The sequence below is a fragment of the Alteromonas sp. BL110 genome (assembly GCF_003443615.1).
In the GTDB taxonomy this organism is placed as follows: domain Bacteria; phylum Pseudomonadota; class Gammaproteobacteria; order Enterobacterales; family Alteromonadaceae; genus Alteromonas.
This window is the reverse complement of the sequence record NZ_CP031967.1, coordinates 282,097-305,585: the sequence shown is the minus strand read 5'-3', so window position 1 is coordinate 305,585 and position 23,489 is coordinate 282,097. Positions and strand designations below refer to the sequence as shown.

The 23,489-nt window shown below is 44.6% G+C and carries 23 protein-coding genes; 13 read left to right on the top strand and 10 right to left on the bottom strand.

What is annotated here, in order from left to right; genetic code table 11:
* Positions 1-201: 201 nt before the first annotated feature.
* Entirely contained in the window at positions 202-1,101 is a 900-nt protein-coding gene (locus D1814_RS01395) for an AraC family transcriptional regulator (RefSeq protein WP_118489762.1), read from the top strand.
* A 107-nt stretch (positions 1,102-1,208) separates the two neighbouring features.
* On the opposite strand, the gene asnS is transcribed toward D1814_RS01395, so the two are convergent.
* Entirely contained in the window at positions 1,209-2,606 is a 1,398-nt protein-coding gene (gene asnS / locus D1814_RS01390) for an asparagine--tRNA ligase (protein WP_118489761.1), read from the bottom strand.
* Positions 2,607-3,050: 444 nt separating this feature from the next.
* On the opposite strand from asnS, the gene D1814_RS01385 reads away from it, so the two are divergent.
* On the top strand, positions 3,051-3,428 hold the full coding sequence (locus tag D1814_RS01385; protein ID WP_409049196.1) for a hypothetical protein: 378 nt from the start codon (positions 3,051-3,053) through the stop codon (positions 3,426-3,428).
* Between the two features lie 124 nt (positions 3,429-3,552).
* On the opposite strand, the gene D1814_RS01380 is transcribed toward D1814_RS01385, so the two are convergent.
* Positions 3,553-4,521: a calcium/sodium antiporter gene (locus tag D1814_RS01380; RefSeq protein ID WP_025254661.1), complete on the bottom strand. Its 969-nt coding sequence runs from the start codon at positions 4,519-4,521 to the stop codon at positions 3,553-3,555.
* A 250-nt stretch (positions 4,522-4,771) separates the two neighbouring features.
* On the opposite strand from D1814_RS01380, the gene D1814_RS01375 reads away from it, so the two are divergent.
* Entirely contained in the window at positions 4,772-6,259 is a 1,488-nt protein-coding gene (locus D1814_RS01375) for a RimK family protein (protein WP_118489759.1), read from the top strand.
* Positions 6,256-7,524, top strand: coding sequence for a GNAT family N-acetyltransferase/peptidase C39 family protein (locus tag D1814_RS01370; protein ID WP_118489758.1), 1,269 nt, complete (start codon positions 6,256-6,258; stop codon positions 7,522-7,524). The genes D1814_RS01375 and D1814_RS01370 overlap by 4 nt, the downstream gene beginning before the upstream one ends.
* Before the next feature lie 61 nt (positions 7,525-7,585).
* On the opposite strand, the gene D1814_RS01365 is transcribed toward D1814_RS01370, so the two are convergent.
* From D1814_RS01365 to bioA, 4 genes are all read right to left on the bottom strand, one after another.
* Complete coding sequence (locus D1814_RS01365; RefSeq protein ID WP_025254664.1) at positions 7,586-7,867, bottom strand: hypothetical protein; 282 nt, start codon at positions 7,865-7,867, stop codon at positions 7,586-7,588.
* A gap of 312 nt (positions 7,868-8,179) precedes the next feature.
* Positions 8,180-8,383: a hypothetical protein gene (locus D1814_RS01360; protein ID WP_118489757.1), complete on the bottom strand. Its 204-nt coding sequence runs from the start codon at positions 8,381-8,383 to the stop codon at positions 8,180-8,182.
* 52 nt (positions 8,384-8,435) lie between these two features.
* Positions 8,436-8,957: a DUF2937 family protein gene (locus D1814_RS01355; RefSeq protein ID WP_118489756.1), complete on the bottom strand. Its 522-nt coding sequence runs from the start codon at positions 8,955-8,957 to the stop codon at positions 8,436-8,438.
* 167 nt (positions 8,958-9,124) lie between these two features.
* Entirely contained in the window at positions 9,125-10,390 is a 1,266-nt protein-coding gene (bioA, locus tag D1814_RS01350) for an adenosylmethionine--8-amino-7-oxononanoate transaminase (protein WP_118495273.1), read from the bottom strand.
* Positions 10,391-10,488: 98 nt separating this feature from the next.
* Between bioA and bioB the strand changes: the two genes are divergently transcribed.
* From bioB to bioD, 4 genes are read left to right on the top strand one after another with little or no spacing between them, the layout of a single operon-like run.
* Positions 10,489-11,613, top strand: a complete 1,125-nt coding sequence (gene bioB, locus D1814_RS01345) for a biotin synthase BioB (protein WP_118489755.1) — start codon at positions 10,489-10,491, stop codon at positions 11,611-11,613.
* Positions 11,613-12,986, top strand: a complete 1,374-nt coding sequence (locus D1814_RS01340; RefSeq protein WP_118489754.1) for an aminotransferase class I/II-fold pyridoxal phosphate-dependent enzyme — start codon at positions 11,613-11,615, stop codon at positions 12,984-12,986. Before bioB ends, D1814_RS01340 begins: the two co-directional genes overlap by 1 nt.
* Before the next feature lie 56 nt (positions 12,987-13,042).
* Positions 13,043-14,008, top strand: coding sequence for a methyltransferase domain-containing protein (locus D1814_RS01335; protein ID WP_118489753.1), 966 nt, complete (start codon positions 13,043-13,045; stop codon positions 14,006-14,008).
* Positions 14,005-14,775 (top strand): dethiobiotin synthase, encoded by a 771-nt coding sequence (gene bioD / locus D1814_RS01330; protein WP_118489752.1) that lies wholly within the window; start codon positions 14,005-14,007, stop codon positions 14,773-14,775. Before D1814_RS01335 ends, bioD begins: the two co-directional genes overlap by 4 nt.
* Here the strand turns inward: bioD and pepE are convergent.
* Positions 14,746-15,468 (bottom strand): dipeptidase PepE, encoded by a 723-nt coding sequence (gene pepE / locus D1814_RS01325; protein WP_118489751.1) that lies wholly within the window; start codon positions 15,466-15,468, stop codon positions 14,746-14,748. The two genes, bioD and pepE, sit on opposite strands and share 30 nt — an antisense overlap.
* Positions 15,469-15,561: 93 nt before the next feature.
* Here pepE and D1814_RS01320 point away from each other — a divergent pair, with 93 nt between their 5' ends.
* From D1814_RS01320 to D1814_RS01305, 4 genes are all read left to right on the top strand, one after another.
* Complete coding sequence (locus tag D1814_RS01320; RefSeq protein ID WP_118489750.1) at positions 15,562-16,032, top strand: low molecular weight protein-tyrosine-phosphatase; 471 nt, start codon at positions 15,562-15,564, stop codon at positions 16,030-16,032.
* A gap of 119 nt (positions 16,033-16,151) precedes the next feature.
* A complete protein-coding gene (locus tag D1814_RS01315; RefSeq protein ID WP_118495272.1) occupies positions 16,152-17,099 on the top strand; it encodes a FecCD family ABC transporter permease in 948 nt (315 codons plus the stop codon).
* Between the two features lie 103 nt (positions 17,100-17,202).
* Positions 17,203-17,997 (top strand): ABC transporter ATP-binding protein, encoded by a 795-nt coding sequence (locus tag D1814_RS01310; protein ID WP_232369037.1) that lies wholly within the window; start codon positions 17,203-17,205, stop codon positions 17,995-17,997.
* Positions 17,998-18,173: 176 nt separating this feature from the next.
* Complete coding sequence (locus D1814_RS01305) at positions 18,174-19,517, top strand: class II 3-deoxy-7-phosphoheptulonate synthase (protein WP_118489748.1); 1,344 nt, start codon at positions 18,174-18,176, stop codon at positions 19,515-19,517.
* 50 nt (positions 19,518-19,567) lie between these two features.
* Here D1814_RS01305 and D1814_RS01300 read toward each other — a convergent pair whose 3' ends face one another.
* The 3 genes from D1814_RS01300 to D1814_RS01290 form a co-directional block, all read right to left on the bottom strand.
* Entirely contained in the window at positions 19,568-19,885 is a 318-nt protein-coding gene (locus D1814_RS01300) for a hypothetical protein (RefSeq protein ID WP_118489747.1), read from the bottom strand.
* 249 nt (positions 19,886-20,134) lie between these two features.
* Positions 20,135-20,350 (bottom strand): DUF3820 family protein, encoded by a 216-nt coding sequence (locus D1814_RS01295; RefSeq protein ID WP_118489746.1) that lies wholly within the window; start codon positions 20,348-20,350, stop codon positions 20,135-20,137.
* A 3-nt stretch (positions 20,351-20,353) separates the two neighbouring features.
* Positions 20,354-22,171 (bottom strand): ABCB family ABC transporter ATP-binding protein/permease, encoded by a 1,818-nt coding sequence (locus D1814_RS01290; protein WP_118489745.1) that lies wholly within the window; start codon positions 22,169-22,171, stop codon positions 20,354-20,356.
* 324 nt (positions 22,172-22,495) lie between these two features.
* On the opposite strand from D1814_RS01290, the gene moaA reads away from it, so the two are divergent.
* On the top strand, positions 22,496-23,464 hold the full coding sequence (gene moaA, locus D1814_RS01285) for a GTP 3',8-cyclase MoaA (protein WP_118489744.1): 969 nt from the start codon (positions 22,496-22,498) through the stop codon (positions 23,462-23,464).
* Positions 23,465-23,489 lie beyond the last annotated feature (25 nt).

Genomic DNA, 23,489 nt, shown 5'->3' with positions numbered 1-23,489 from the left:
TTCTGTCACTAAAATTTGTATATTTGCAATATAATGACTATTGGGTTATTTAGGTAGGCGATAAGCTCTTTAAAAATTGCCTATTCGTATCACTTTGTTGTTTTGAGTAAAGTTTGTTGCTAGATTGCAAAAAAACAGAGAAAAGCACGTAACGAAAATAAATGATGAGGTAGTGGTTTAAAACACTATGAACAAAACACTATGAGCAAAGCATTAATAAAGCAGTTAATCGAAGAGAAAGTGGAAAGCAGCGGCTTATACGAAACCGGGATGGACGGTGTTCAATTGTTTAAGATAACACAGCCCATCGAGTGTACTCCTGTGGTGTACGAACCGTCATTAACCGCTATTGTTTACGGTAAAAAGGAAGCCATTTTAAATGGAGAAAAGCATACGTTTAATCCCAGTAAATACACCTGCTGCACTATGTCTATGCCGGTAGAGGCGGGTATTCCCGATGCTTCTGAGGATAGTCCTCTAATGGGGGTATATATTTCATTAAATAGCAGAATGATGACCGATTTAGCTATTGAGTTTGAAAGTGTCGGCGGTAATTTCAGACAATCGTCAGCCTCGTCTGCACTCTCGGGTATTGCTTCTGCGCATTGGGATGCTGATTTCACCGAAGCTTTATACCGCTTACTTCTTCTCACCGATAATGCTACCGATATTGCTATGTTAGCAAGTACGCGTTTACGCGAGCTGTATTACTCGGTATTAAAAGGAGAAGCTGGCAGCACAGTAAGAGGTAGTTTTGGGGTAGGTAACGCCATAGGGCGCGCTATTGAATACTTAGCTTCCCATGTAAATGAAAGTGTCACTATTGACGATATAGCAAGCAAAGTTGGAATGAGTAAGGCTGTATTTCATCGTAAATTTAAACAAGCCACTAATATGTCGCCTATTCAGTTTGTTAAGTCGATGAGGTTAAACAACGCAGCAAAACGTATAGCTGACGGTACAAACGTGAGCGTTGCAGCAATGGATGTTGGTTATGTGAGTTCGTCGCAATTTAGCCGCGACTTTAAGCGAATGTATGGCTTATCACCAAAACAATGGGAAAAGGAAAATAAGGCGAAGGCCGCGACTATGCTGCAATAGGTTGCTCAACATAAGGTGGTGACTTAAAGAAGTTAAGCGATAGGGATATAAAAAAGCTCGCGACAGCATGCTGAAGCGAGCTTTCTATTTATTAGTAGAGCAACCGCTTAGAAGCTAGCGTTGCCTGGGGTACGTGGGAATGGGATAACGTCACGTACGTTTTGCATGCCGGTTACATATGCAACAAGACGTTCGAAACCTAGACCGAAACCTGAGTGAGGTACGGTGCCGTAGCGGCGTAGGTCGCGATACCATGCGTAGTCTTCTTTAGATAGTCCCATTTCTTCAAGACGAGCATCGAAAACATCTAATCGTTCTTCACGCTGAGAACCACCAATAATTTCACCGATGCCTGGCGCTAGTACGTCCATTGCTGCAACGGTTTTGCCGTCGTCGTTAATGCGCATGTAGAAGGCTTTAATATCTTTTGGATAGTTCTGCATGATGATAGGTGCGCCAACATGCTCTTCTGCAAGGTAACGCTCGTGTTCAGAAGATAAATCAATACCCCATTCAACAGGGAATTCGAATTTCTTGCCACAGTTTTGAAGAATCTCAATAGCGTCAGTGTAATCCATGCGAACGAAGTCAGAGCTAACCAGCTTTTCTAAACGCTCAACCGCATCTTTCTTAATGCGCTGGGCGAAGAATGCCATATCATCAGGTAACTCTTCTAGCACTGCTTTACACACATACTTCAGCATGTCTTCAGCTAGCTGCGCTACGTCTTTAAGTTCAGCGAATGCCACTTCAGGCTCAATCATCCAAAACTCTGCAAGGTGGCGAGACGTATTTGAGTTTTCAGCGCGGAACGTAGGACCGAAAGTGTACACCTTAGACATAGCCGTACAGTAAGTTTCAACGTTAAGCTGACCTGATACCGTTAGGTAGGTTTCTTTACCGAAGAAGTCTTCTGAGTAGTCAACATTGCCTTTGTCGTCTAGCGGAAGGTTCATCATATCAAGGGTTGATACGCGGAACATCTCACCTGCACCTTCTGTATCGCTAGCCGTTAGAATAGGGGTAGAGATCCAATAGTAGCCTTTTCCATGGAAAAAGCGATGAATGGCCTGAGACAAACAGTTACGTACACGGGTTACTGCACCTATAACATTGGTACGGGGGCGTAGGTGTGCGTATTCACGTAGATATTCAATGCTGTGGCGCTTCGCTGCCATCGGATAGGTATCTGGGTTTTCAACCAAACCTACAATTTCTACCTCGGTCGCATCGATTTCTAGTGCTTGCCCTTGGCCTTGCGATTCTTTCACTGTACCGGTTACCGACAATGAACAACCAGCAGTAAGACGCTGGATGTCGGCGTAATTTGACAGAGAATTTAGCGCAATAACTTGTACAGGATCGAAGCAACTACCATCGTGTAGTGCAATGAATGATAACCCCGCTTTAGAGTCGCGGCGTGTTCTTACCCAACCCTTAACGGTTACCGATTCGCCAACGGCGTACTTACCTTTAAGCACGTCAACTACGGGCGCATGCGTCATGTTAATTTCTCCGTCTTACTGATCTTATGTTGTGCTCGAATACCATCGAGCGTATCAACGCAGTGCATTAAACTATGTATGAAAAAGTGCACTAAAATTTGCTGTATGGTCAATGTTTTGGATTGCGGTGCCGATAAGTCTTTAATGCCGGTGAAATGCGTTTTGAAATTAAAGTTAACTTCTTTATGTCATTTATGTATCGCAAATTATATAAATAATGAGATACACCGAACGGAATTCGCTACGGCGAAGTAAAAATAACCAATGAAATACAATCCAATAGCACGCTAGTATACCCAACATAAAGCGGGATGCCAGAGAACAGAGTGACAAATGGGAAATAAAAATGATTCAGGCACGTCGGTAGGTAACCAGCAGCAAACGCAGGGGGAATCGCAACGTGCGTCACAATCTTCTGCAACAGGCGATATTGACAGGCGTTCTATGACCTATGAGCAATTAGCAGAACGGCGTTCGACACCGCGCTCAAAAACACCATTTTATAAGGTAATGCTTGGCCTTAATGTCTTCGGTTGGGTGGGAATGGTGGTGGTGCTCATATTGTTTCACTACGCTAGGCCCGACTTCATTAGTGGCGTTCAGCAATATTGGGGGATAGAAGGGGACTCGTCATGGTCCGAAGGTCATTTGTCTGCCATGACTATTATGCTGCAGATATGCTTAATAGTAAGTCTTGTTAGCATTGTAATGCGTGCAAGACGCAATCGTCGACGCACAGACTCTTTCGGCGTTAATCTTATTATTTTGTTTGCTATTGCGGCAATTAGTTTAATTACCCTTGCCACTACGTTGGGGTTATAGCGCCAGTTAACGAACGAGAGTATTGGCGAGAAAATAAAAAAAGCTTGGTACTTTACGTCAGTAGAGCAGCCAAGCTTTTAGTTGTCAGTTATAAATTTTCACTTACATTGTACAATACTAAGGCTTATATAAACGCTGCTTGAACTAGCCAATAGGTATAAGCAACATAGGCCAGCACAAATGCGCCCCCTTCTAGGCGATTAAGGCGACCTTGACGTTTAATACCGATACAGAAAATGAAAAGTGCCACGGTAGAGGCAAACATCACCATAGCATCACGGTAAAGGAACTCAGCCCCTACGGTCATAGGTTGTATCGTCCCTGCAATACCCACAACAGTAAGGGTATTAAACATATTGGAGCCAATAACATTACCAATCGCTAAATCATGCTCGCCTTTTTTAACTGCTATTAATGACGATGCGAGTTCAGGCAATGACGTACCAATAGCTATCACGGTAAGGCCTATTATCGTATCGCTTACACCAAAAAAGGTGGCGTATTCCACCGCGCCCCAAACTAGCATGCGCGAGCTCGCAACAAGTAACAACAAGCCAGCAATTAACCATATCACGTGGGTTTTGACCGTGCCCTCGTTACTGTTGATCTCTTCGTCGTATTCTTCGGCAAGGGCGTCTTTATCGCCTTTCATACCATGATAGATACTCCAAGATATCAACAATACAAACAGCCCTAATAAAGAAAATGCATCATCTTTAGAAACCGTTAAATCCCACACCTGCCATACGGCAAAAAAAGTGATTCCTAGTAAAACAGGTAATTCTTTTTTGATAATTTCCGATCTAACCGCAATAGGGCTAATAACAGCCGTCAAGCCTAGGATTAACAAAATGTTGGCGATATTCGAGCCGTACGCATTACCTAGCGCTATGCCCGAGTTACCCTGAAGCGCGGCGAAAATGGAAACGATGATTTCAGGAGCGGACGTACCAAACCCGATAATAAGCATGCCTATTAGAAGGGGGGATACGCCAAAATGATTAGCGACGGATGCGGCGCCACCTACAAACTTTCCTGCACTCCAAAGCAGTACCGGTAAACCGATCAAAATAGCCAGACTGGCTAGTAACATACTTACTCCTCAAACCCTTTGTGTCGTTCTGCCTATCTCTATTTATAGACAAAATTAATAAATAAAAGCCGTATCAATAGAATTAATTGTACATCAGTTTTTATTGTCATTTCGATGAAAAAAAGCCGTACAGATTGTGCTATGCAAAATAGAAGTTAGGCGTAAACTTCGCGCTTTAATAACTGTGTACGCTATTTGAGCGGCGCAGTTTAAATGTTAACTAACCTATTATTATCTAGAAGCGACAGTAATGCACAAAACCTTGATTGTTACTGATGACGTTACCCCTTTTCGTAACTCTTCATTAACCGTACTTACTTTTCAAGATTATCTTGCTGAGTTCCCAAAGTTAAACGAACCCAAAACACGGGTTATCAATATTTGCGATACCACGCGATATTTGAGTGAGGGCTATTACTGTTCGCTGCTGGCCCAGGCTCGTAATCACTCTGTGTTGCCTTCAGTAAATACCATCAATGATCTACGTATGGCGGAAGAAAAGAGTATCGATCGCATTGCTTTTTCCTTGCCGGTATCTCAAGACAATACCGAAATTGAAAATGCGCCTTTATTAGTACTTTTCGGTGAAGTGAAAGATCAGCGCTTTAAACGCTTAGCCCGCCAAGCGTTTGAGAAGTATCCGTATCCGGTATTAGTGTTAAGTCTCATGGTTACCGATGGTAGTGTATTGCCTAAAACTGCGGCTAAAGCACAAATTGAGGGCTTTGCAACACTGCAGGCTAAAGCGTTTAAAGACCTAGATACCGTGCAACAAGCATGCTTTATTGAGCAGCTTAAAAAGCACACAAAAATACAGTGGAAGGCAAGTAAAACGAGTAAACGTACACGTTGGGATATGGCTATTCTGGTTAATCCAGAAGAGAGTACACCTCCTAGTGATGAGCGCGCCATTAGAAACTTTGTAAAAGCGGCAGAAAAAGTGGGCTTTCGGGCTGATGTAGTAAGCCGGTTGTCGCCAGAAGAATTAGGTCACTATGACGCGCTATTTATTCGTGAAACTACTGCAATTGACCATCACACTTATCGTTTAGCCCGCGCTGCTGAGCGAGAAGGAATCGTGGTCATGGACGACACGCAGTCAATTTTGCGCTGTTGTAACAAAGTGTACTTGCAAGATGCATTTGCATACCAAAAAGTACCCGCGCCGAAAGCAACCTTTGTATCAAGTGCCACTGACGAAGTGTGCGATACGCTCATTGCTGACTTTGGCTTGCCGATGGTATTAAAGCTGCCTGAAAGCTCATTTTCCCGGGGTGTGCATAAAGCGGAAAATAAAGAAGTGTTAAAAGTGCGTTTAGAGCAAATGCTGGCTGAATCGGCGCTTGTACTCGTTCAAGAATATATATTCACTGAGTTCGATTGGCGAATAGGGGTGTTAGGCGGCAGACCTATCTATGCTTGCCAGTATTTTATGGTGCGCAATCATTGGCAGATATATAACCATCAGGGTGATAGATTCTCCTCAGGTGGATTTACCACTATGCCCACGTTTGAAGTACCTAAGCCAGTATTACAAGCTGCCATTAAGGCCGCAAAGGCAGTAGGTGATGGCTTATATGGCGTAGACATTAAACAAACCGGAAATGCGGTTTATGTTATTGAAGTGAACGACAACCCAAGTATTGACTCGGGCGTTGAAGATAAATATTTAGGCAAAGAACTGTACGAATTAATTATGCAGGAATTTGCTGATAGGTTGGAGCAAAGAGGGCGATGATTACCTCGGCTGAGCAAGTAACTGAAGTGAATAATGCAAGTTCACAGGAAAGCGCAATTCGTGCATATGGCCTAGGAGAGGGCGCGTCGAAGACTATGTCGACAACAGGTGCCGGTGCGCCTTCAATGCAGCCGAATGTAGTGCTGCGTGTTGCGACATTACAAGATCTTGCTTCTCTTCAGCATATTGAGCAAATCTGTTTCACAACCGATAGACTAAGTAAAAGCCGTTTCAAATTTTACATTGATGCACAGCATGCAGAGCTTATTGTAGCTGAACGTGAACCGTTGACTACAAACTCGACGCTCACAAAAGCAAGTAATAAAAGTATTGTGGGTTATGGGTTATTGTTGTTACGACGCGGTACACAGCTTACTAGACTGTACTCCATTGCGGTTCTTCCCGAGGCACGAGGGCTTGGCGTTGCTGAAAAGCTCATAAATAGCCTGGGGGAGCGGGCGCTGTTACGGGGAAAGCGATTTATGCGCCTGGAAGTGGCCGTAGGTAATGCTGGCGCCATAGCTCTGTATAAAAAATTAGGGTTTAGTCAGTTCGGTATGTATAGCGACTACTACGACGATCACACCGACGCATTGCGTATGCAGAAAGTATTGGTGCCGAGTAAATCGGTTAAGACAGAGATCTATCCGTGGTACCAGCAAACTACAGATTTCACCTGCGGCCCGTCGGCATTAATGATGGCAATGTGTGCGTTGAGCAATCGCTATGAAATGACGCAAGAAAAAGAGCTATTTTTGTGGCGCACTGCTACCACGATATTCATGATGTCAGGACACGGAGGCTGTCACCCTGTGGGGTTAGCACTCGCTGCGGTACACGAAGGCTATGCTGCGAAAGTGGTTATTAATCAGGAGGTTCCACTTTTTGTTGATGGAGTAAGAGATGATAGCAAAAAAACGATAGTCGAAAATGTCGAATTGCAGTTTATGGCAGAAGCTCGGAAAAAAGGCATTTCTGTTGAAATAGCAGACTGGCGTATGGATGTTATCGACCAAACTCTAAAAACTGGTGGGGCAGTATTGTGCTTAATCAGCACATACGCATTTGATAAGAAAAAGGTGCCCCATTGGGTAGCGGTGACTAGCTGCGACTCTCACTGTTACTATTTGCACGATCCAGATGCGAGCGAAGGGCAGCCCGTTGAATATCAACACATTCCGGTTGCCCGCGAAGACTTTCTAAGGCTTGCCAGCTATGGCACGCGTAAAGTAAGAACATTGGTACTCCTTAAAAAGAAAAAGTAGCACGCGTCTCGATTTGGCCTTAGGCATGCAGAAATTTAGGCATGCAGAAGTGCCCGAGGCCTTAGTGATGTACTTGAGTAACGTTAACTTTTTTATTAAGAGTTTTGAGCTGGGATACCAGTTGAGACAATTCTTTTACCGAGCCTGAATAATCGATATGCTTATTCATTTCTTGGCCTTTCACTGCACTTTTATAGAGCGCCTCACTTTCAAAGCATGCAGTTTTCTTATCTAATTTGTCCCATTCCGCTTCTAGATCGCTTGGGATGCAATGACGCTTTGCAATAATTTTGTCTTTTATTTGCAACACTTTCCCGATCAATAATTGAGCATCTGTTGGCATAATAGTATCTCCTTTGCTAATTGGTCTTGGTAAGTCGCTAATAATTAAACGTTTCTTTTTTCCTTTAAAACGATAAGTTAATAGTTCGCGTCTCACCGTTAAATAAAGTTTTGCATTATCGATGCCAAATTCGATAAAAAGCGAAATAAATGATTTTTCTACAGCGTCAAAGCGCTCACTGAAGAAGCAAAAGCGCAAAAGGGATTAGGAAAGTAAACGGCAAAGTGGATAGAAGTTTATAGTGACTTAAAGTTATGGGAACTTCATTTAATCTATAGTCACATTTATAAAAAATGCGTTTAAGCGGTAGCTTTAATGAGAATTAGAGAGCAGATGCTCATTGCGAACCTGCTCTAACCTTAAGCTGGTGGGATTTACGTCACCATTAACCACAAACTCATCAATAATCGCCATTACGGCTGCGGCGAATGTTTCCTTGGCATCACGGTCGAAAAATTGTGAAAAGCCATCAGCTTCAGAAAGTACTGAGTAGGCTTCTTTAGTAAGCTTGTCCATGCGCCTATTCAACTTTGGTCGTTATACAAAACGCGCAGCTTTAATGGGTTCGCTACCTATAGGAATAGCGTTTGGGTTTGTCTTTGATTTTCTTGACCTGACAATAGCAAAAGTGCGGTGTCCAAATTAATAAATTAAGCAAAATAGCGGTAACAAGGCTAAAGACTATTGACGACGGTGTAAGCGGTACTGATGGACTAAAATTATCAAGTACGCGATTTAACGTACCGTATTGAGAAGGCGAGGCCATAAACACCAGCTTTTCGAAGTAGTGGCCATGTTCAAGTTTTCTCATACCTTGTTCTAATGTAGTGAGCTGTGCAAAACGACTCGCTTTCATGGATGCATTTTCACGCACTACTGGCTCGCTATTTTTCTGTAAGCTGTCGAGCATAGCGTCCACAGAAGAAAAACCATGCTCTTTAGCAAGTACAGAAGAACTGGATACTTCATCTCTTAGTGCATCATAGTAGCCGTTCAAATATTGGCGGTAGTGATCCGCTAAAATAGGTACCTGCAGTGTAATAATGAATAAAACTGCAAAGACCACTTTATCAAGAACACGCACTACCATTTAAAAACTCGCTATAAAATAATCAGTATTGTCGACCCATTAATGACCCGCTTCTCATCGCTGACTTCCAAAATTCGTTTATAGAAGTCTTTTAACGCTAGGGGCTCCCGACATTGAATTTATCTCATGTGACAAAAAGTAAGTGTTTAGCGTGACAACCTCTTACGCTATCTCAAGGCTGTGTAAATCGCATGGGTTAGCTTACTTAGTTGTTCTGAAGATATGATATAGGGAGGCATAATGTATACCAGTTTACCAAATGGCCGTATCCATACCCCTTGTTCGACGAAATGGCGTTGAATTTCGGCAACAGTGACCGGATTTACCGTTTCAACCACCCCAATAGCGCCTAGCACTCTTACATCAGCAACACGAGGTAAGTCTGCACATTTTGCCAACTCGGATTGTAATTGTTTCTCAATACTGGGAACTTGCTGCTGCCAATGATTTTCGTTAATTAACGATAAGCTAGCGTTGGCGACTGCACAGGCTAACGGGTTACCCATATAAGTTGGTCCATGCATGAAGACGCCGGGTTCACCTTGGCAAACCCCTAGCGCGACATCTTCGGTGCACAAAGTAGCGGCTAACGTCATATAGCCGCCAGTAATCGCTTTGCCTAAACACAGAATATCAGGCGAAATACCGGCATGCTCACAGGCGAAGAGCTTCCCCGTACGACCGAAACCAGTAGCGATTTCATCGCAAATCAAAAGCACATTATAGGTATCACAAAGTTGACGACAGCGTTTTAAGTATTCAGGATGGTAAATACGCATGCCACCTGCACCTTGAACGATAGGCTCTAAAATTAACGCCGCCATAGAATTATGATGCTTCTCGAAAATCTCTTCTAGCGGAAGAATGTCGTCTTCACTGAAAGTTTGACCAAAGCGAGTTTGAGGGGCGGGCGCAAAAATCTGCTTACTTAGTACACCCTCAAATAAACTATGCATACCGTTTACTGGATCGCACACGCTCATTGCAGCGAACGTGTCGCCGTGGTAGCCATTTCGCGGCGCAACAATGCGCGACTTCTCTGAGCGCCCTTGGCACGCCCAATACTGAATTGCCATTTTTATCGCGACTTCAACAGACACCGAGCCAGAGTCAGCTAAAAACACTCGCTCTAAACCGGCCGGCACCATGCTAAGTAAAGATTTACATAAATCCACCGCCGGCTGGTGAGTAATACCGCCAAACATTACATGAGAAAACGCTTCGATTTGCTGATGCGCTGCATCGTTGAGCGCGGGATGGTTGTAACCGTGAATAGCGGCCCACCAGCTAGACATACCGTCTACCAATATTTCACCAGTGGCCAAGGTAAGCTCAGCGCCTTTTGCGCCAACTACTTCATAGCAGGGAAGAGGATTAACCGCCGAGGTATAAGGGTGCCAAATGTGTTGTTTATCAAATTCTATATTGTTCACAAAATAACCATTGGTAAAGGTTTTGAATTGGTCAGAGTTGACAACTTGATATTGGGGCATAGACTAAGCCAGCAATAATAATTAGTAAAGGACAGTTAATGACGCTGGCTAGTGCGCCTTCTGCGCAAACGACAACTATTCGAAACGATTGGAGCAAAGCCGAAGTCGAAGCTTTGTTTGCTATGCCATTTAATGATTTACTGTTTAATGCTCAAGTGGTGCATAGACAGTATTTTAATCCTAATGAAGTGCAGGTTAGCACGCTTTTGTCGATTAAAACCGGTGCATGCCCTGAAGACTGCAAGTACTGCCCACAAAGCGCTCGTTATGATACGGGGCTTGAAAAAGAGCGGCTGTTGGAAATTGAGAAGGTCATCCAGCGAGCAAAAGAAGCAAAACAAGTCGGCTCTACCCGTTTTTGTATGGGGGCCGCATGGCGTAATCCCCGCGACAGAGATATGCCTTATATTTTGAAAATGGTTGAAGAGGTAAAAAGCCTAGGACTGGAAACCTGTATGACGCTGGGTATGTTAACCCGTGACCAAGCGGTTGCGTTAAAACAAGCGGGCTTGGATTACTATAACCACAACCTAGACACCTCGCCGGAATACTACGGCGATATTATTACCACCCGTACATATCAAGACCGCCTAAATACGTTGGAAAATGTTCGGGCTGCGGGTATGAATGTTTGCTCAGGTGGCATTGTGGGCATGGGAGAAACGGTGAGCGACCGCGCCAGTATGCTGGTGCAGCTAGCTAACCTTCCCGAACAGCCGCAGAGTGTGCCTATTAATATGTTGGTAAAAGTTAAAGGTACGCCGCTAGATAGTGTAGAAGACCTGGACTATTTTGAGTTCATTCGCACCATTGCTGTTGCCCGCATTATGATGCCTAAGTCACACGTACGCCTGTCGGCGGGACGTGAGGCCATGAACGAGCAAATGCAGGCGCTGTGCTTTATGGCGGGAGCTAATTCCATATTCTATGGCTGCAAACTGTTAACCACCTCTAATCCTGATACTCATGAAGATGTCATGCTGTTCAAAAAGCTTGGTATCAACACTGAGCGTACGCGAGATTATTCTGATGAAGCGCATCAACAAGTGTTAGAAGAAGAGATCGCACAGCAACAAGAGCAGGCTGACGACAGCAACGACTTGTTTATCGATGCAACCAAGCCTAAGGTAGCGGCAAAGAAACAGCAATTAACGGAGGCGTAATGGCCTTTAATTGGTTAGGCGATTCATTGAGCGCGAGCGCTCAAGAAGGCTTGCTGCGCCAGCGTCACTGCCAGCAGTACGAGAAAGACAGCATTATTTGTATTAATGGTGAGCACTACCTTAATTTTTCGAGCAACGATTATCTAGGAATGCGGCAGCATGAAGGCGTATTGCAAAGTTGGGTTGAAGGGTTGGCGCAATTTGGTGGGGGCAGCGGTGCATCGCCCTTGGTAACGGGGCATACGCAGGCTCATTTAGCTGTTGAAGCTTATATTGCCGATGGTTTAAACCGTGAAGCAGCACTGTTATTTAACTCCGGCTTTGCCGCCAATCAAGCTTTGTGTATGGCACTTTTCCCTCACATTCCTCACGCCGGAAGAAGCGGGGCGTCAGGGCATATTATTGCTGACAAGCTTATGCACGCGTCGTTTTTAGAAGGGGCGCAGTGTGTTTCTCAAAGCGCTAAGCTTCGCCGCTTTAGGCATAATGATCTGAACCATTTAGATAGCGTACTTTCGAGTGTTTGCAATAACCCTATTCTGGCTGCGGATAAGCATAGCGAAATTGAAGCTGAAGCTAATTTTAAATTAAGCCAACAAGATATTCTTATTGCCAGCGAAGGCGTGTTTAGCATGGACGGTGATGTTGCGCCTTGCAAAGACATGGCTGATATCGCCTCAAAATACAATGCATGGTTTATGTTAGACGATGCACATGGCATGGGGATTTTAGGCGATAATGGTTTTGGCACTGTTGAAGCACACAACCTAAGCCAACAACAGGTTCCAGTTGTTATGGGAACGTTCGGTAAAGCGGTAGGCACAGCAGGAGCATTTATTGCCGGAAGCCAAACTTTAATTGATTATCTGGTGAATTTTTCTAAACACTATGTGTATTCCACTGCCATGCCTCCAGCACAAGCAGTCGCAACCTTATATTCACTTACCCATATTGCCAGCGATACCGCTCGTCGCGAGTTGCTTATCAAGAATATTTCCTATTTTAGAGAGTCGTTCCAAAAACGTTTTGGACAGACACTCAATACGAACAAGGAAAGCGATAATTCAGACCATATCACCTTGGGAACTATCACCTTGGGAGCCTCGCAAAGCGCTATTCAGCCCGTTATTGTCGGCAGCCCCGAGCGTGCCGTTGCGTTAAGTGAAGGTTTAAAACAACGAGGAATTTGGGCAACCGCTATCCGGCAACCTACAGTACCGAAAAACCAAGACAGGCTGCGCATAACCTTAACCGCAAATCATAGGGCCCAAGATATCGACGTATTAATTGACGCCCTTGAGTTGTCACTAAATGGTTTAAACGAGCTATCGTGCGGTGGGTTAAGTGAACCGTCTGTTAAAGGGGGAGCATAAAGCACGATGAGTGCCTTAACCGCCCCAAAATCCGTAAACCAGAATGAGATGTAAAGATGTTGGCAAGCCCAGCTGCAAAATCAGCTTCATTGACAGAGTCATTGAAACCTTTGGAAGGTAAGACATTAAGTGGTACGGCAAGAGTGCTTCCTGATAATGAAGACGCTTTTGTAGCAGAGTCTTGTAATTCCGCTGTTGCTGTATCAGCTAACGGTACCGGCAAAGCTAAAAACGCGGTTACCACACGAAAAGTTAGTGAGCAGAGCGTAGCATATAGATTTTCAAAAGCAGCAGCGCGGTACAATAGTATTGCGAATATTCAGCGTATTATTGCCGAGCAAGCGTTGGCAAACTTGCCTAGCGCTTTGCAAGACGAGGCGCTCGATATCGGCTGTGGCACAGGTATTCATACACTGGCGCTTTCAAAAAAAGGCGCAGTTGTAACAGGAGTAGACATTGCTGAGGGTATGTTGGCGCAGGCACAAAAAAAGTACTCTGACCCCATTTTTGGCCCTTTTTTCGTAAAAGGAAGCGCCGTTGACTTGCCCTTCTGTGAAAACACGTTTTCAACGGTGTTTTCGTCCATGGCGCTACAATGGGCGAGTGACACCAACCTCGTGGGCAGCGAGATCGCGCGAGTGCTTAAACAGGATGGTATCGCTGAGCTGGCTATTATGGTGTCGGGCTCTTTTGATGAGCTTAAAACCGCGCGTAAAGTGGCGCAACTCCCGCAAGCGGACACTTACATGCCGACAACCGCACAGTGGGTAAGCGGGTTTAAGCAATCCGGACTTCGCTTACAACGAGTTATAACCAAAGATTATGTAGATACTCACCAAGATATTATGTCGCTATTGCGCTCTGTGAAAGGTGTGGGTGCAGGTGAAACTGGACGTAAACAACCTCCGCTCACCCGCCGAGATATTAAAAAATTAGCCATGGCTTACAGCAACATGAGTAATTTAGAAAGTAAGTTACCGCTTACCTACCGCGTGAGTCATTTTAGGTTAGAAAAACGATGAAACAGTATTTCATTACCGGTACCGACACAGAGGTAGGAAAAACCTATGTCACCTGCCAATTATTAAAAGCCGCGCAGCAGGCATCGCTTACCTGCATCGGCTATAAACCTATTTCAGCTGGTTGTGAGCAGGTCAACGGTGAGTGGGTTAACGAAGATGCGCTAAATATACAAAAAGCATGTTCCAAAATACGCGAAAACAAAGCTGTTAGTAGTGTAGGAGATAAGAAGCGAGAAAACGCGAGGGAGAAAAACGAAGAAAGTGGACAGACACTTCCTTTACATCAAATAAATCCTATCGCATTAAGGCCGCCCATTGCGCCACATATCGCTGCACTTGAAGAGGGCGTGGCGTTAACCTTTGAAAATATTGCGCAAGGACTTGATAAGCTGCATGCCTATCAACCAGACCTTCTGTTAATGGAGGGCGCAGGTGGGTGGCGATTACCCTTAACGCTAGGTGATGAGTATAAACCTACGTATTATCTTTCCGACGTTGTGAAAGCGCTCAACATGGACGTGATTTTAGTTGTGGGTATGCGACTAGGTTGCTTAAACCATGCGCTATTAAGCGCAGAAGCAATACGGGCTGATGGGTTGACTATAAAAGGGTGGGTGGCCAACGACATCACAGGTAACATGACGCGATACCAGGAAAACCTGCATTCTCTTAAAGCCATGTTACCCGAACCGCTGCTGGCGGAAATTCCCTACCAGCGTGAGCCTGATGAAGAGGCGCTATTCGCCGCTATCAAGCAAATAAGTTAAATCATCACCTGAATTAATTGGCGTTTTTTCTTCACCTAAGAAGATGAAGCCGTCTTTTTCGCCGACTAAAGTAAGTTGGTTATCACAAAGACGCAGCGCCGTACCTTCACGGATAGCCACTACCGGTGTGGTTGGGTTTAGCGTAGTAAACTCTTCCAATCGCTGATCCCGGGTTTCACCGTTATGGCCAGGAGGCTGATAATCGGTGTAGTGCGGGTTCAACTGGAACGGCACGATATCTAGTGCATCAAAACTAGGCGGCTCAATAATAGGCATATCATTAGTGGTTCTAATTGATTGACCACATATATTAGAGCCTGCACTCCAGCCTATATAGGGTGTGCAATCGGCGATGGCATGCTTTATTGGTACAATAAGCGCGTTCGCATAAAGTGTTGAAAGCAGGTGAAAGGTATTTCCACCACCTACCACAATAGCTTGGCCGTTTTTCTTTGCGTTATTTACCGCGGCAACCGGATCTTCAACGGTATGTAGCCCAGTAACATTGCATTCTGGCAGAGCAGCAGCAACAGCATCTACATAACTGTCGTAAGATTGAGTTACAGCTGCGTAAGGAACAAATAGAATGTCGCGAATTTCGCCTAAGTGTGCAAAAATAAGCGCTCTAGCGTGCTCTAGGTAAGCTTCGTCGCCTTGGCGAGAGCTACTTAGCATAAGTACATGTGCGGTCATACTAACTCCACAATTTTTCTGACGGCGTATCATACGCGAAACTGAGCATAAAGTTTAGTCGCGCTCCGTCACTGCATTTAAATAGGATTTTGAATGAAACAATCTACATCGGTGTTGTTCGTGTGTTTGGGTAATATTTGCCGTTCTCCAACCGCTGAAGCTGTATTTAAACGTAAAGCGAGCGAGGCCGGCCTCAATATTTATATCGAGTCTGCCGGAACCCATGGCTACCACATTGGGAAACCCGCAGATAAGCGTTCACAGGCGGCTGGGGTAGAGCGAGGTTACAGTTTTAAGGGGCTTAAATGTCGACGGGTCGATGAAAGTGACTTTGAGCGCTTCGACTATATTTTAGCCATGGATAACAGCAACTTCAAAAATCTTCTCGGCATGGCGCCTAGCCAGTATCAGGAAAAGATTAAGCTATTTTTGGACTTTGCAGATGTGGAAGACAAAGAAGTACCTGACCCATACTACGGAGGAAAGCGCGGCTTTGAGCTGGTGTTAGACCTAATTGAAGAAGCGTCGGATGGCTTGATTGCGCATATTAAACAAGCCCAGTAATTATAAGCGGAAGCCTTATTTTTAAGCCAAAATTGAGAAACCGCACTTAGCGCTAACGTTGAGAGACAAATAGAGAACCGATTTTGAGAACCTCAGAAACTAAACGCACAGCCGTCTCTTTGGTTGTATTAACGCTACTTTGTTCGCTAGTCGTTGGCGTGGTGGGTATCATTGGCGTGACAGGGCTTTCTAGCACTGCTGCTGACTTAAAGCAGCACATTATCGTTCAGCTTCAAATACCGCTTATACTTACCGCATGCCTAGTAGGGGCGGCACTTTCCGTTAGTGGCGCCACATTGCAGGTGGTACTGCGAAACCCACTTGCCGACCCAGGAATCATAGGCATCACCAGCGGGGCAAGTTTGGTTGCCGCACTATTGCTTCTGTTAACGCCTCAATGGGCTTCAGCGTACCTGCATTACTTACTGCCCTTTGGGTGCTTTGTGGGGGCATTGTTATCTACTTTTGTTATTTACCGTTTAGCTAGGAAATTGCTGGGCTCCTCCACTGCGGTAATTCTGGCTGGTATTGCCATATCGACTCTTAGTGGGGCTGTTATTGCCTGGCTTTATATGTTCAGCGACGCTAATGCCCTTCGTAACCTCACTTTTTGGCTAATGGGCAGCTTATACCAAACTAACTGGTTAATTTTATCGGTTGGAGGCCCGTTGATAGTTATAGCTGTAGGTTTACAGCTTATTTTCGCTGGCGATTTAAACAAGCTATATGCCGGTGAACTTGCGGCTAAAAGTAGCGGTGTGGACGTAGAAAAAGTTACCGAACGTTCTCTTATCGTCTGTGCTATCGCGGTGGGTACGGCGGTATCGATGGCTGGGTCTATCGCGTTTGTAGGCTTATTAATACCCCATATTTTGCGATTGATCATAGGGCATAATAATCGCTATTTGTTGCCCTTAAGTGCGTTAAGTGGTGCAAGTCTTTTAATGCTGGTAGCGCTAAGTTCAGAAATGACTCGCGCCATTACACTTCCTGTCTCTATGATTACAGCAACGTTAGGTGGCCCGTTGCTTATATGGGCACTGGCAAAAGGCCAGCTTAAAGGCTGATAAAATGACGACACCGAATCCTTTTACACAAAAACAACTTGATTCTTGCGGCATCGGAGACACAAGCAAAGATGAACGTCATGCGGCTAGCTTTAGCACAAATATGAGCACTAGCGAAAGCGCTTCGGATACCGCAGTGATTTTAAGCCTAGAAAACGTTAGGGTTGGTTCGCGACTTTGGGTGGAAGGCTTAAACGCGAAAAAGGGCGAATGTATTCATATCATAGGGCCAAATGGGGCAGGGAAGACAACGCTGCTACTTACCCTTGCGGGTCTTATTGATGCTGATGAAGGTAAAGTGTCGCTTCATAGCAAGCCAATGGATAATTGGTCTCTTGCCGCACTTGCCAGCGTACGTACTTTGCTAGCTCAGCAAAGCGAAAGTGGTTTTCACCTTTCGGTAAAGGAATATTTAAGCTTTTATACAACAGCTAAACAACCCTCGTTTATTCCTGGGGTTCTAGAAAAAGCCCTTGAAGTGTCTGGCTTTTTGAACAAAATTCTTACTCAGCTTTCTGGTGGCGAGCGCCAACGGGTAGAAATTTGTCGAGCGCTACTGCAAATTTGGCCGCAGTTAGAGCGTGGAGAGGGCATTGCCTATTTAGATGAGCCTCTGCAGGGGCTTGATATTAGGCATCAATACGCACTGGCTAGCTTGGTGAAGTTCCTTTGTAGTAAAGGAAATACAATACTTATGACTTCTCACGATATCGCACTTAGCGCAAACTATTGCGATAGTCTATGGTTAATGCAGAAAGGCTGTATGGTCGCGCTGGGAGAGCCACAAGACGTAGTGACCCAGGCAAACCTTGAGAATGTGTTCGAATGCCATTTTGCTATAAGCAAGCACGATAACTTTCTAGAAATTCAAGTTTGCGCACCTATTTCCTTAGAATAAATGTGGTAAAGTGCAACCACATTTTTTAGATTCATATTTTCACATTAGGCTGATTATAAAAATGCACTACAGGCATACTGTGAAGCGCGCTACAGTCTTTTTATTTGAAGCATTACGTTTCAATAACTATTTTCAGTAAAACGTTTGCCCTACGTTTTTTATTCAGGAGAACACCGTTGAGTAATTGGCAAGTAGACAGTTGGAGAAATAAACCTATTCTTCAGCAACCACAGTACGATGACAAAGTACGTTTAAAAGAAGTAGAGCAAACGCTAAGTTCTTATCCTCCATTAGTATTCGCCGCAGAAGCCCGTGAACTTAGACGTCAGCTAGGTGAAGTAAGCTTGGGTAAAGGCTTTCTTTTACAAGGCGGTGACTGCGCAGAGTCGTTTGACGAGTTTAACGCCCCTAAAATTCGCGATACCTTTAAAGTTATCCTTCAAATGGCGATTGTGCTTACTTTTGCTGGTCGCTGCCCGGTAACTAAGGTTGCACGCATGGCAGGCCAGTACGCCAAGCCCCGTTCATCAGATTTTGAAACTCGTGGTGACGTGACCTTGCCAAGCTATCGCGGCGATATCATTAATAACTTTGAGTTTACCGAAGCAGCACGTCGACCTGACCCTGATCGCTTGTTAGAAGCGTACCACCGCAGTGCTTCAACGTTGAACCTTCTTCGCGCATTTGCCCAAGGTGGTTTGGCCGACCTTCACGAAGTGAACCGTTGGAACATGGCGTTTGTTGAAAACAGCCCGCTTAAAGAGCGTTATTCGGATATGGCCAACCGTATTCAAGATACGCTTGAGTTTATGGATGTTATTGGCATTAACGCACAAACTAGCTCTACGCTTCATGAAACCTCGCTGTTTACGTCGCACGAAGCCTTGCTTTTAAACTACGAACAGGCGCTTACGCGTATTGATACGCTTACCGGCAAGCCTTACGACTGCTCTGCGCATATGGTGTGGATTGGCGAGCGTACTCGTCAGCTAGATCATGCGCACGTCGAGTTCTTCCGTGGTATTCACAACCCAATTGGTGTGAAAGTAGGACCAAGCATGCAGGAAGACGAGCTTATTCGTTTAATCGATGCGCTTAACCCGCTAAACGACCCTGGGCGTTTAACGCTTATTACGCGGATGGGAGCCGATAACTTAGCTGACAACTTGCCACGCTTACTGCGTAAAGTAAAAGCGGAAGGTAGGCATGTCGTGTGGAGTTCTGACCCAATGCATGGCAACACGTTCTCGGCATCTAGCGGCTATAAAACCCGTAACTTCGATGCAATCTTGAAAGAAATTAAACAGTTCTTCCAAGCGCATGAATCAGAAGGTACGCACGCTGGTGGTATTCACCTTGAAATGACTGGCCAGCACGTAACGGAATGTACTGGTGGCGCTTATCAAATTAGCGATGATGATTTAGCACAAGCATATAAGACACAATGCGATCCGCGCCTAAATGCGGACCAAGTGCTTGAAATGGCGTTCTTAGTGGCTGATCATCTGCGTAATGCGTAAATAGTAGTAAGACTTACAAACGGGCAGCGAAACAAACGCTGCCCGTTTTTTTATAACACTTGCTGTCTTTCTTCTTCACTTAAAATTCCAGTGAAAATGGTTTCTCTTCTTAAATTGGCTGTGCGCTCATCATCGGCTAACAATAGCGCTTTGAATACGTCGGGTTCACTGCGGGCCTCAATGATTCCTTTCCAAAGCAGGTAGCTACCATAACGCATCATTTTGTTTTTATACCGAGTTTCTAAAGTGTGTTCGGCTTGTTCAAAAAGCTCTGGATGAGACAGCAACTTGTCAGCGATGGCGCTGTGAATTTTTTTGATGCGTTCGTTTACGTCACTTCGACGTTGCTTTCTGGGTCTTGCAAACATAAATCTTCTTGCTGTGTTGGTGAGTCTATCGCGGGTCGTATTTACGTTGAAAATACGGTGTTGAGTTATCGGTTTATAGCGCTTTTTATCTTGCCCCTTGCCTTATTCACGCGGTTAAACCAACTATAAAGTCAGGGAATAACAGAATTTAAGATTGTTATCACCACCTATATAACTTGGCAACCACAATAAAAACTACGGAAATAAGGTAATGCCCGTCATAAAGCAGTTGTCGTCATAAGACTCTTGCTAGTCATCATCTAAAAGGGGCTCTACAACAGATTCTAAGCCGTTTAACTTTATTTCATACATTAAAGCGAGCTGTTCACCTAACTTGTTTTCAGGGAAGCCCTGTTTGTGAAACCAAACCAGGTAAGGCTCAGGTAAATGGAAGAGGCGTCTTCCCGCATATTTTCCGAACGGCATCACTTGATTAATGGCGGCTTTCATAAGCGTCGGGTCCATCTATTAACTACCTTTTACATCTTTATCTGTATTTGTATCTACATCTTCACGCTGTTGAGCTTGCCATAGGGTTGCATATTCACCGCCTTGTTCCAGCAAGTAAGTGTGTGTCCCTTGCTCTACTATGGTACCGTTTTTTAGTACGAGGATCTTGTCGGCATCAACAATAGTGGACAGTCTATGGGCAATGACCAAACTAGTATGTCCCTTCGCTGCATCGCGCAAGGCAGACAAAATTGCCCTTTCTGACGTGCTGTCTAACGAGCTGGTAGCCTCGTCGAAAATCATTATAGGCGCACCTTTAAGCAAGGCTCGTGCGATAGATACACGCTGCTTTTCGCCGCCAGAAAGCTTTAGTCCTCGTTCACCTACGGTTGTTTCTAGCTTATCAGGCAGGCTTTCTACAAAGGTTTCAAGGTGTGCAAGTTTAATTACTTGTTTAATATCTTCATCGCTGGCATCAGGGTTACCGTAGCGAATATTTTCTAGCAATGTGGTGTTAAACAGTACCGTGTCTTGGGGAACAATACCGATATGTGAGCGCAGGCTTTGTTGCGTAAGCGAGGCAATATTGTTTCCGTCAATGGTAATGCTGCCTTGTTGAGGGTCGTAAAAACGGAAAAGTAACTTCATTAGCGTAGATTTTCCCGCGCCGCTTTCGCCTACTACTGCTACTTTGGCTCCAGGCGGTACATCAAAGCTCAATCCGTTTAATATTTGCCTATTTTCGTTATAGGCGAAATGCACATTATTAAAACGTAGTGCTGGGTTAACGCAGGTTAATTCGGTGGCGTCTTCTGCATCGCTAATAGCTGGGTTTTGAGATAGAAGGTCGAATAACTTATCGATATTGGCAAGGCTGCCACGAATTTCACGGTATACAAAACCCAAAAAATTCAAGGGCATAAAAATCTGCATGGTGAAGGCGTTGATGAGTACAAAGTCGCCTATGGTCATCTCGCCATTCATGACGCCAAAAGCAGCGTTTGCCATCATTGAAGTCATGGCAATGGCAATGATAGCGGCTTGACCACCGTTTAGTGCAAATAGCGATAAGCGGTTCTTCCTTCGCGCCTTTTCCCAGGCAGCTAAGTCGGTATCGTACCGGTTGGCTTCAAATGATTCGTTATTGAAATATTTTACAGTTTCAAAATTAAGCAGACTGTCTACCGCTCTTGAGTTGGTGGTTGAGTCTGCTTCGTTCATTTGTGTGACAAAACGGGTGCGCCAGTCAGTAGCCTTCATCGAAAAACCAATATAGGCCACTACGCTAAGCACAATTATCAGCGCGAAAGATACGCCGAACTGGAATAAGAGCAAGCCAACTACAAGGGCGATCTCCAATAGGGTAGGGACGATATTAAACACCATAAAGCGCATTAAAAAGCTAACGCCGTTGGTGCCGCGCTCGATATCTCGCGACAATCCGCCTGTACGTCGATTTAGATGAAAACCTAAGTCTAGATTGTGTAGATGCTTAAAAACCTTAAGCCCTAGACGGCGCATGGCGCGCTCAGTAACGCGACCAAATAGCGTATCTCGCACTTCGCCTAGTAAAACATTCAGTAAGCGCAGCGTTCCGTAGGCGACGATTAAGCTAATAGGAACCGACAAAGCTAGCGTAGTTAAATCGCCATTTAAGCTATCGACTGTGTACTTCAGCACATAGGGTAAGCCGATACTGGCAAGCTTTGCTGCTACTAGGCACAGCAAGGCTAAAAATACGCGCTGCTTAAACTCGAGAAGATAAGGCCAAAGCTGCGAAAGAACATGCCATTTAACAGGTTCATTGGCATTCGTGGGGAAACGGTTTTTTCTCATTTTATAGTGTGCTTTATTGTTTGGTGTACTGTACTAAGAGCGGGAAGATTTGGAAAATAATTTGGCGTAGCCTCTTTATTAGGAATTGAGCAAGTTTGTGTGTATGTAATTATTTTCACCCTTAGTAATACGTTTTGAAATAGGCTAGAGATTAAAATGGTCTTATTTATAGCAACGAATGTGTTTAATTTTAATTTCACCCCGCGTACACTAAAGGTGGTTTAATTTAGTTACCTTGTTATTTACTCAATGATTTGCTGGGTTTTGTCGCGTCTGAAAATCCCTGTAGCGACTCATAAAGCAGCAAAGGATTAAGGAGTTGGTTTGTTAGAAGATAGTTTCGGTAGACAGTTTCACTATTTGCGTTTGTCAGTGACCGAAGCGTGTAACTTTCGCTGTCAGTACTGCTTGCCGGATGGGTATGAAGGACCAACGAGCGATCAGTTTATGACATTAAGCGAAATTGATACATTACTTAAAGCGTTTGCTCGGCTAGGTACCTCAAAAGTGCGTCTAACAGGCGGTGAGCCAACCCTGCGAAGGGACTTCCTTGATATCTTACAACTAACCAGTAATACGCCGGGTATAGAGCGTGTAGCGATGACAACACATGGCGCGCGAATGGAAAAATTTGCCCACCAGTGGAAAGATGCAGGGTTAGATCAAGTAAACGTCAGTATCGATAGTTTAGACCCACGGCAATTCGCTGCCATAACAGGGCAAGACAAGCTAAAGGCGGTATTGCGAGGTTTAGATGCTGCAATTGATGCTGACCTTGATGTAAAAGTTAACTCTGTATTACTTAACGACTTTTCCGATAGCCGTCTACATCGTTTCCTTGCTTGGCTTAAAAATATGCCGGTGACACTCCGATTTATTGAGTTGATGGAAACGGGCGATTTAAACCAGTTTTTCAATAAGCAGCATCAAAGCGGTTCACCATTAAAAACTACCCTGTTAGATATGGGATGGCAGCCTTTATTGCGAAGGAAAGATGCGGGACCAGCGCAGGAGTTTTATCACCCGGATTATGCCGGCAAGATTGGTTTGATCATGCCATACAGCAAGGACTTTTGTAAAACTTGTAACCGTCTTCGTGTTTCCGCACCAGGCAAGTTACACCTTTGCTTGTTTAGCGAAAACGGTATCGATATGAGGCATCTACTTGCAAATGGTAATGTAGATGACGTGGTAGCTTTCCTAAAAGATGTGCTGGGGCAAAAGCACGAAACCCATTATCTACATGAAGGGAAAACTGGGGCAACTAAGCATTTAGCCATGCTGGGTGGATAGTGATTTACCCCTACCTCAATGGTAA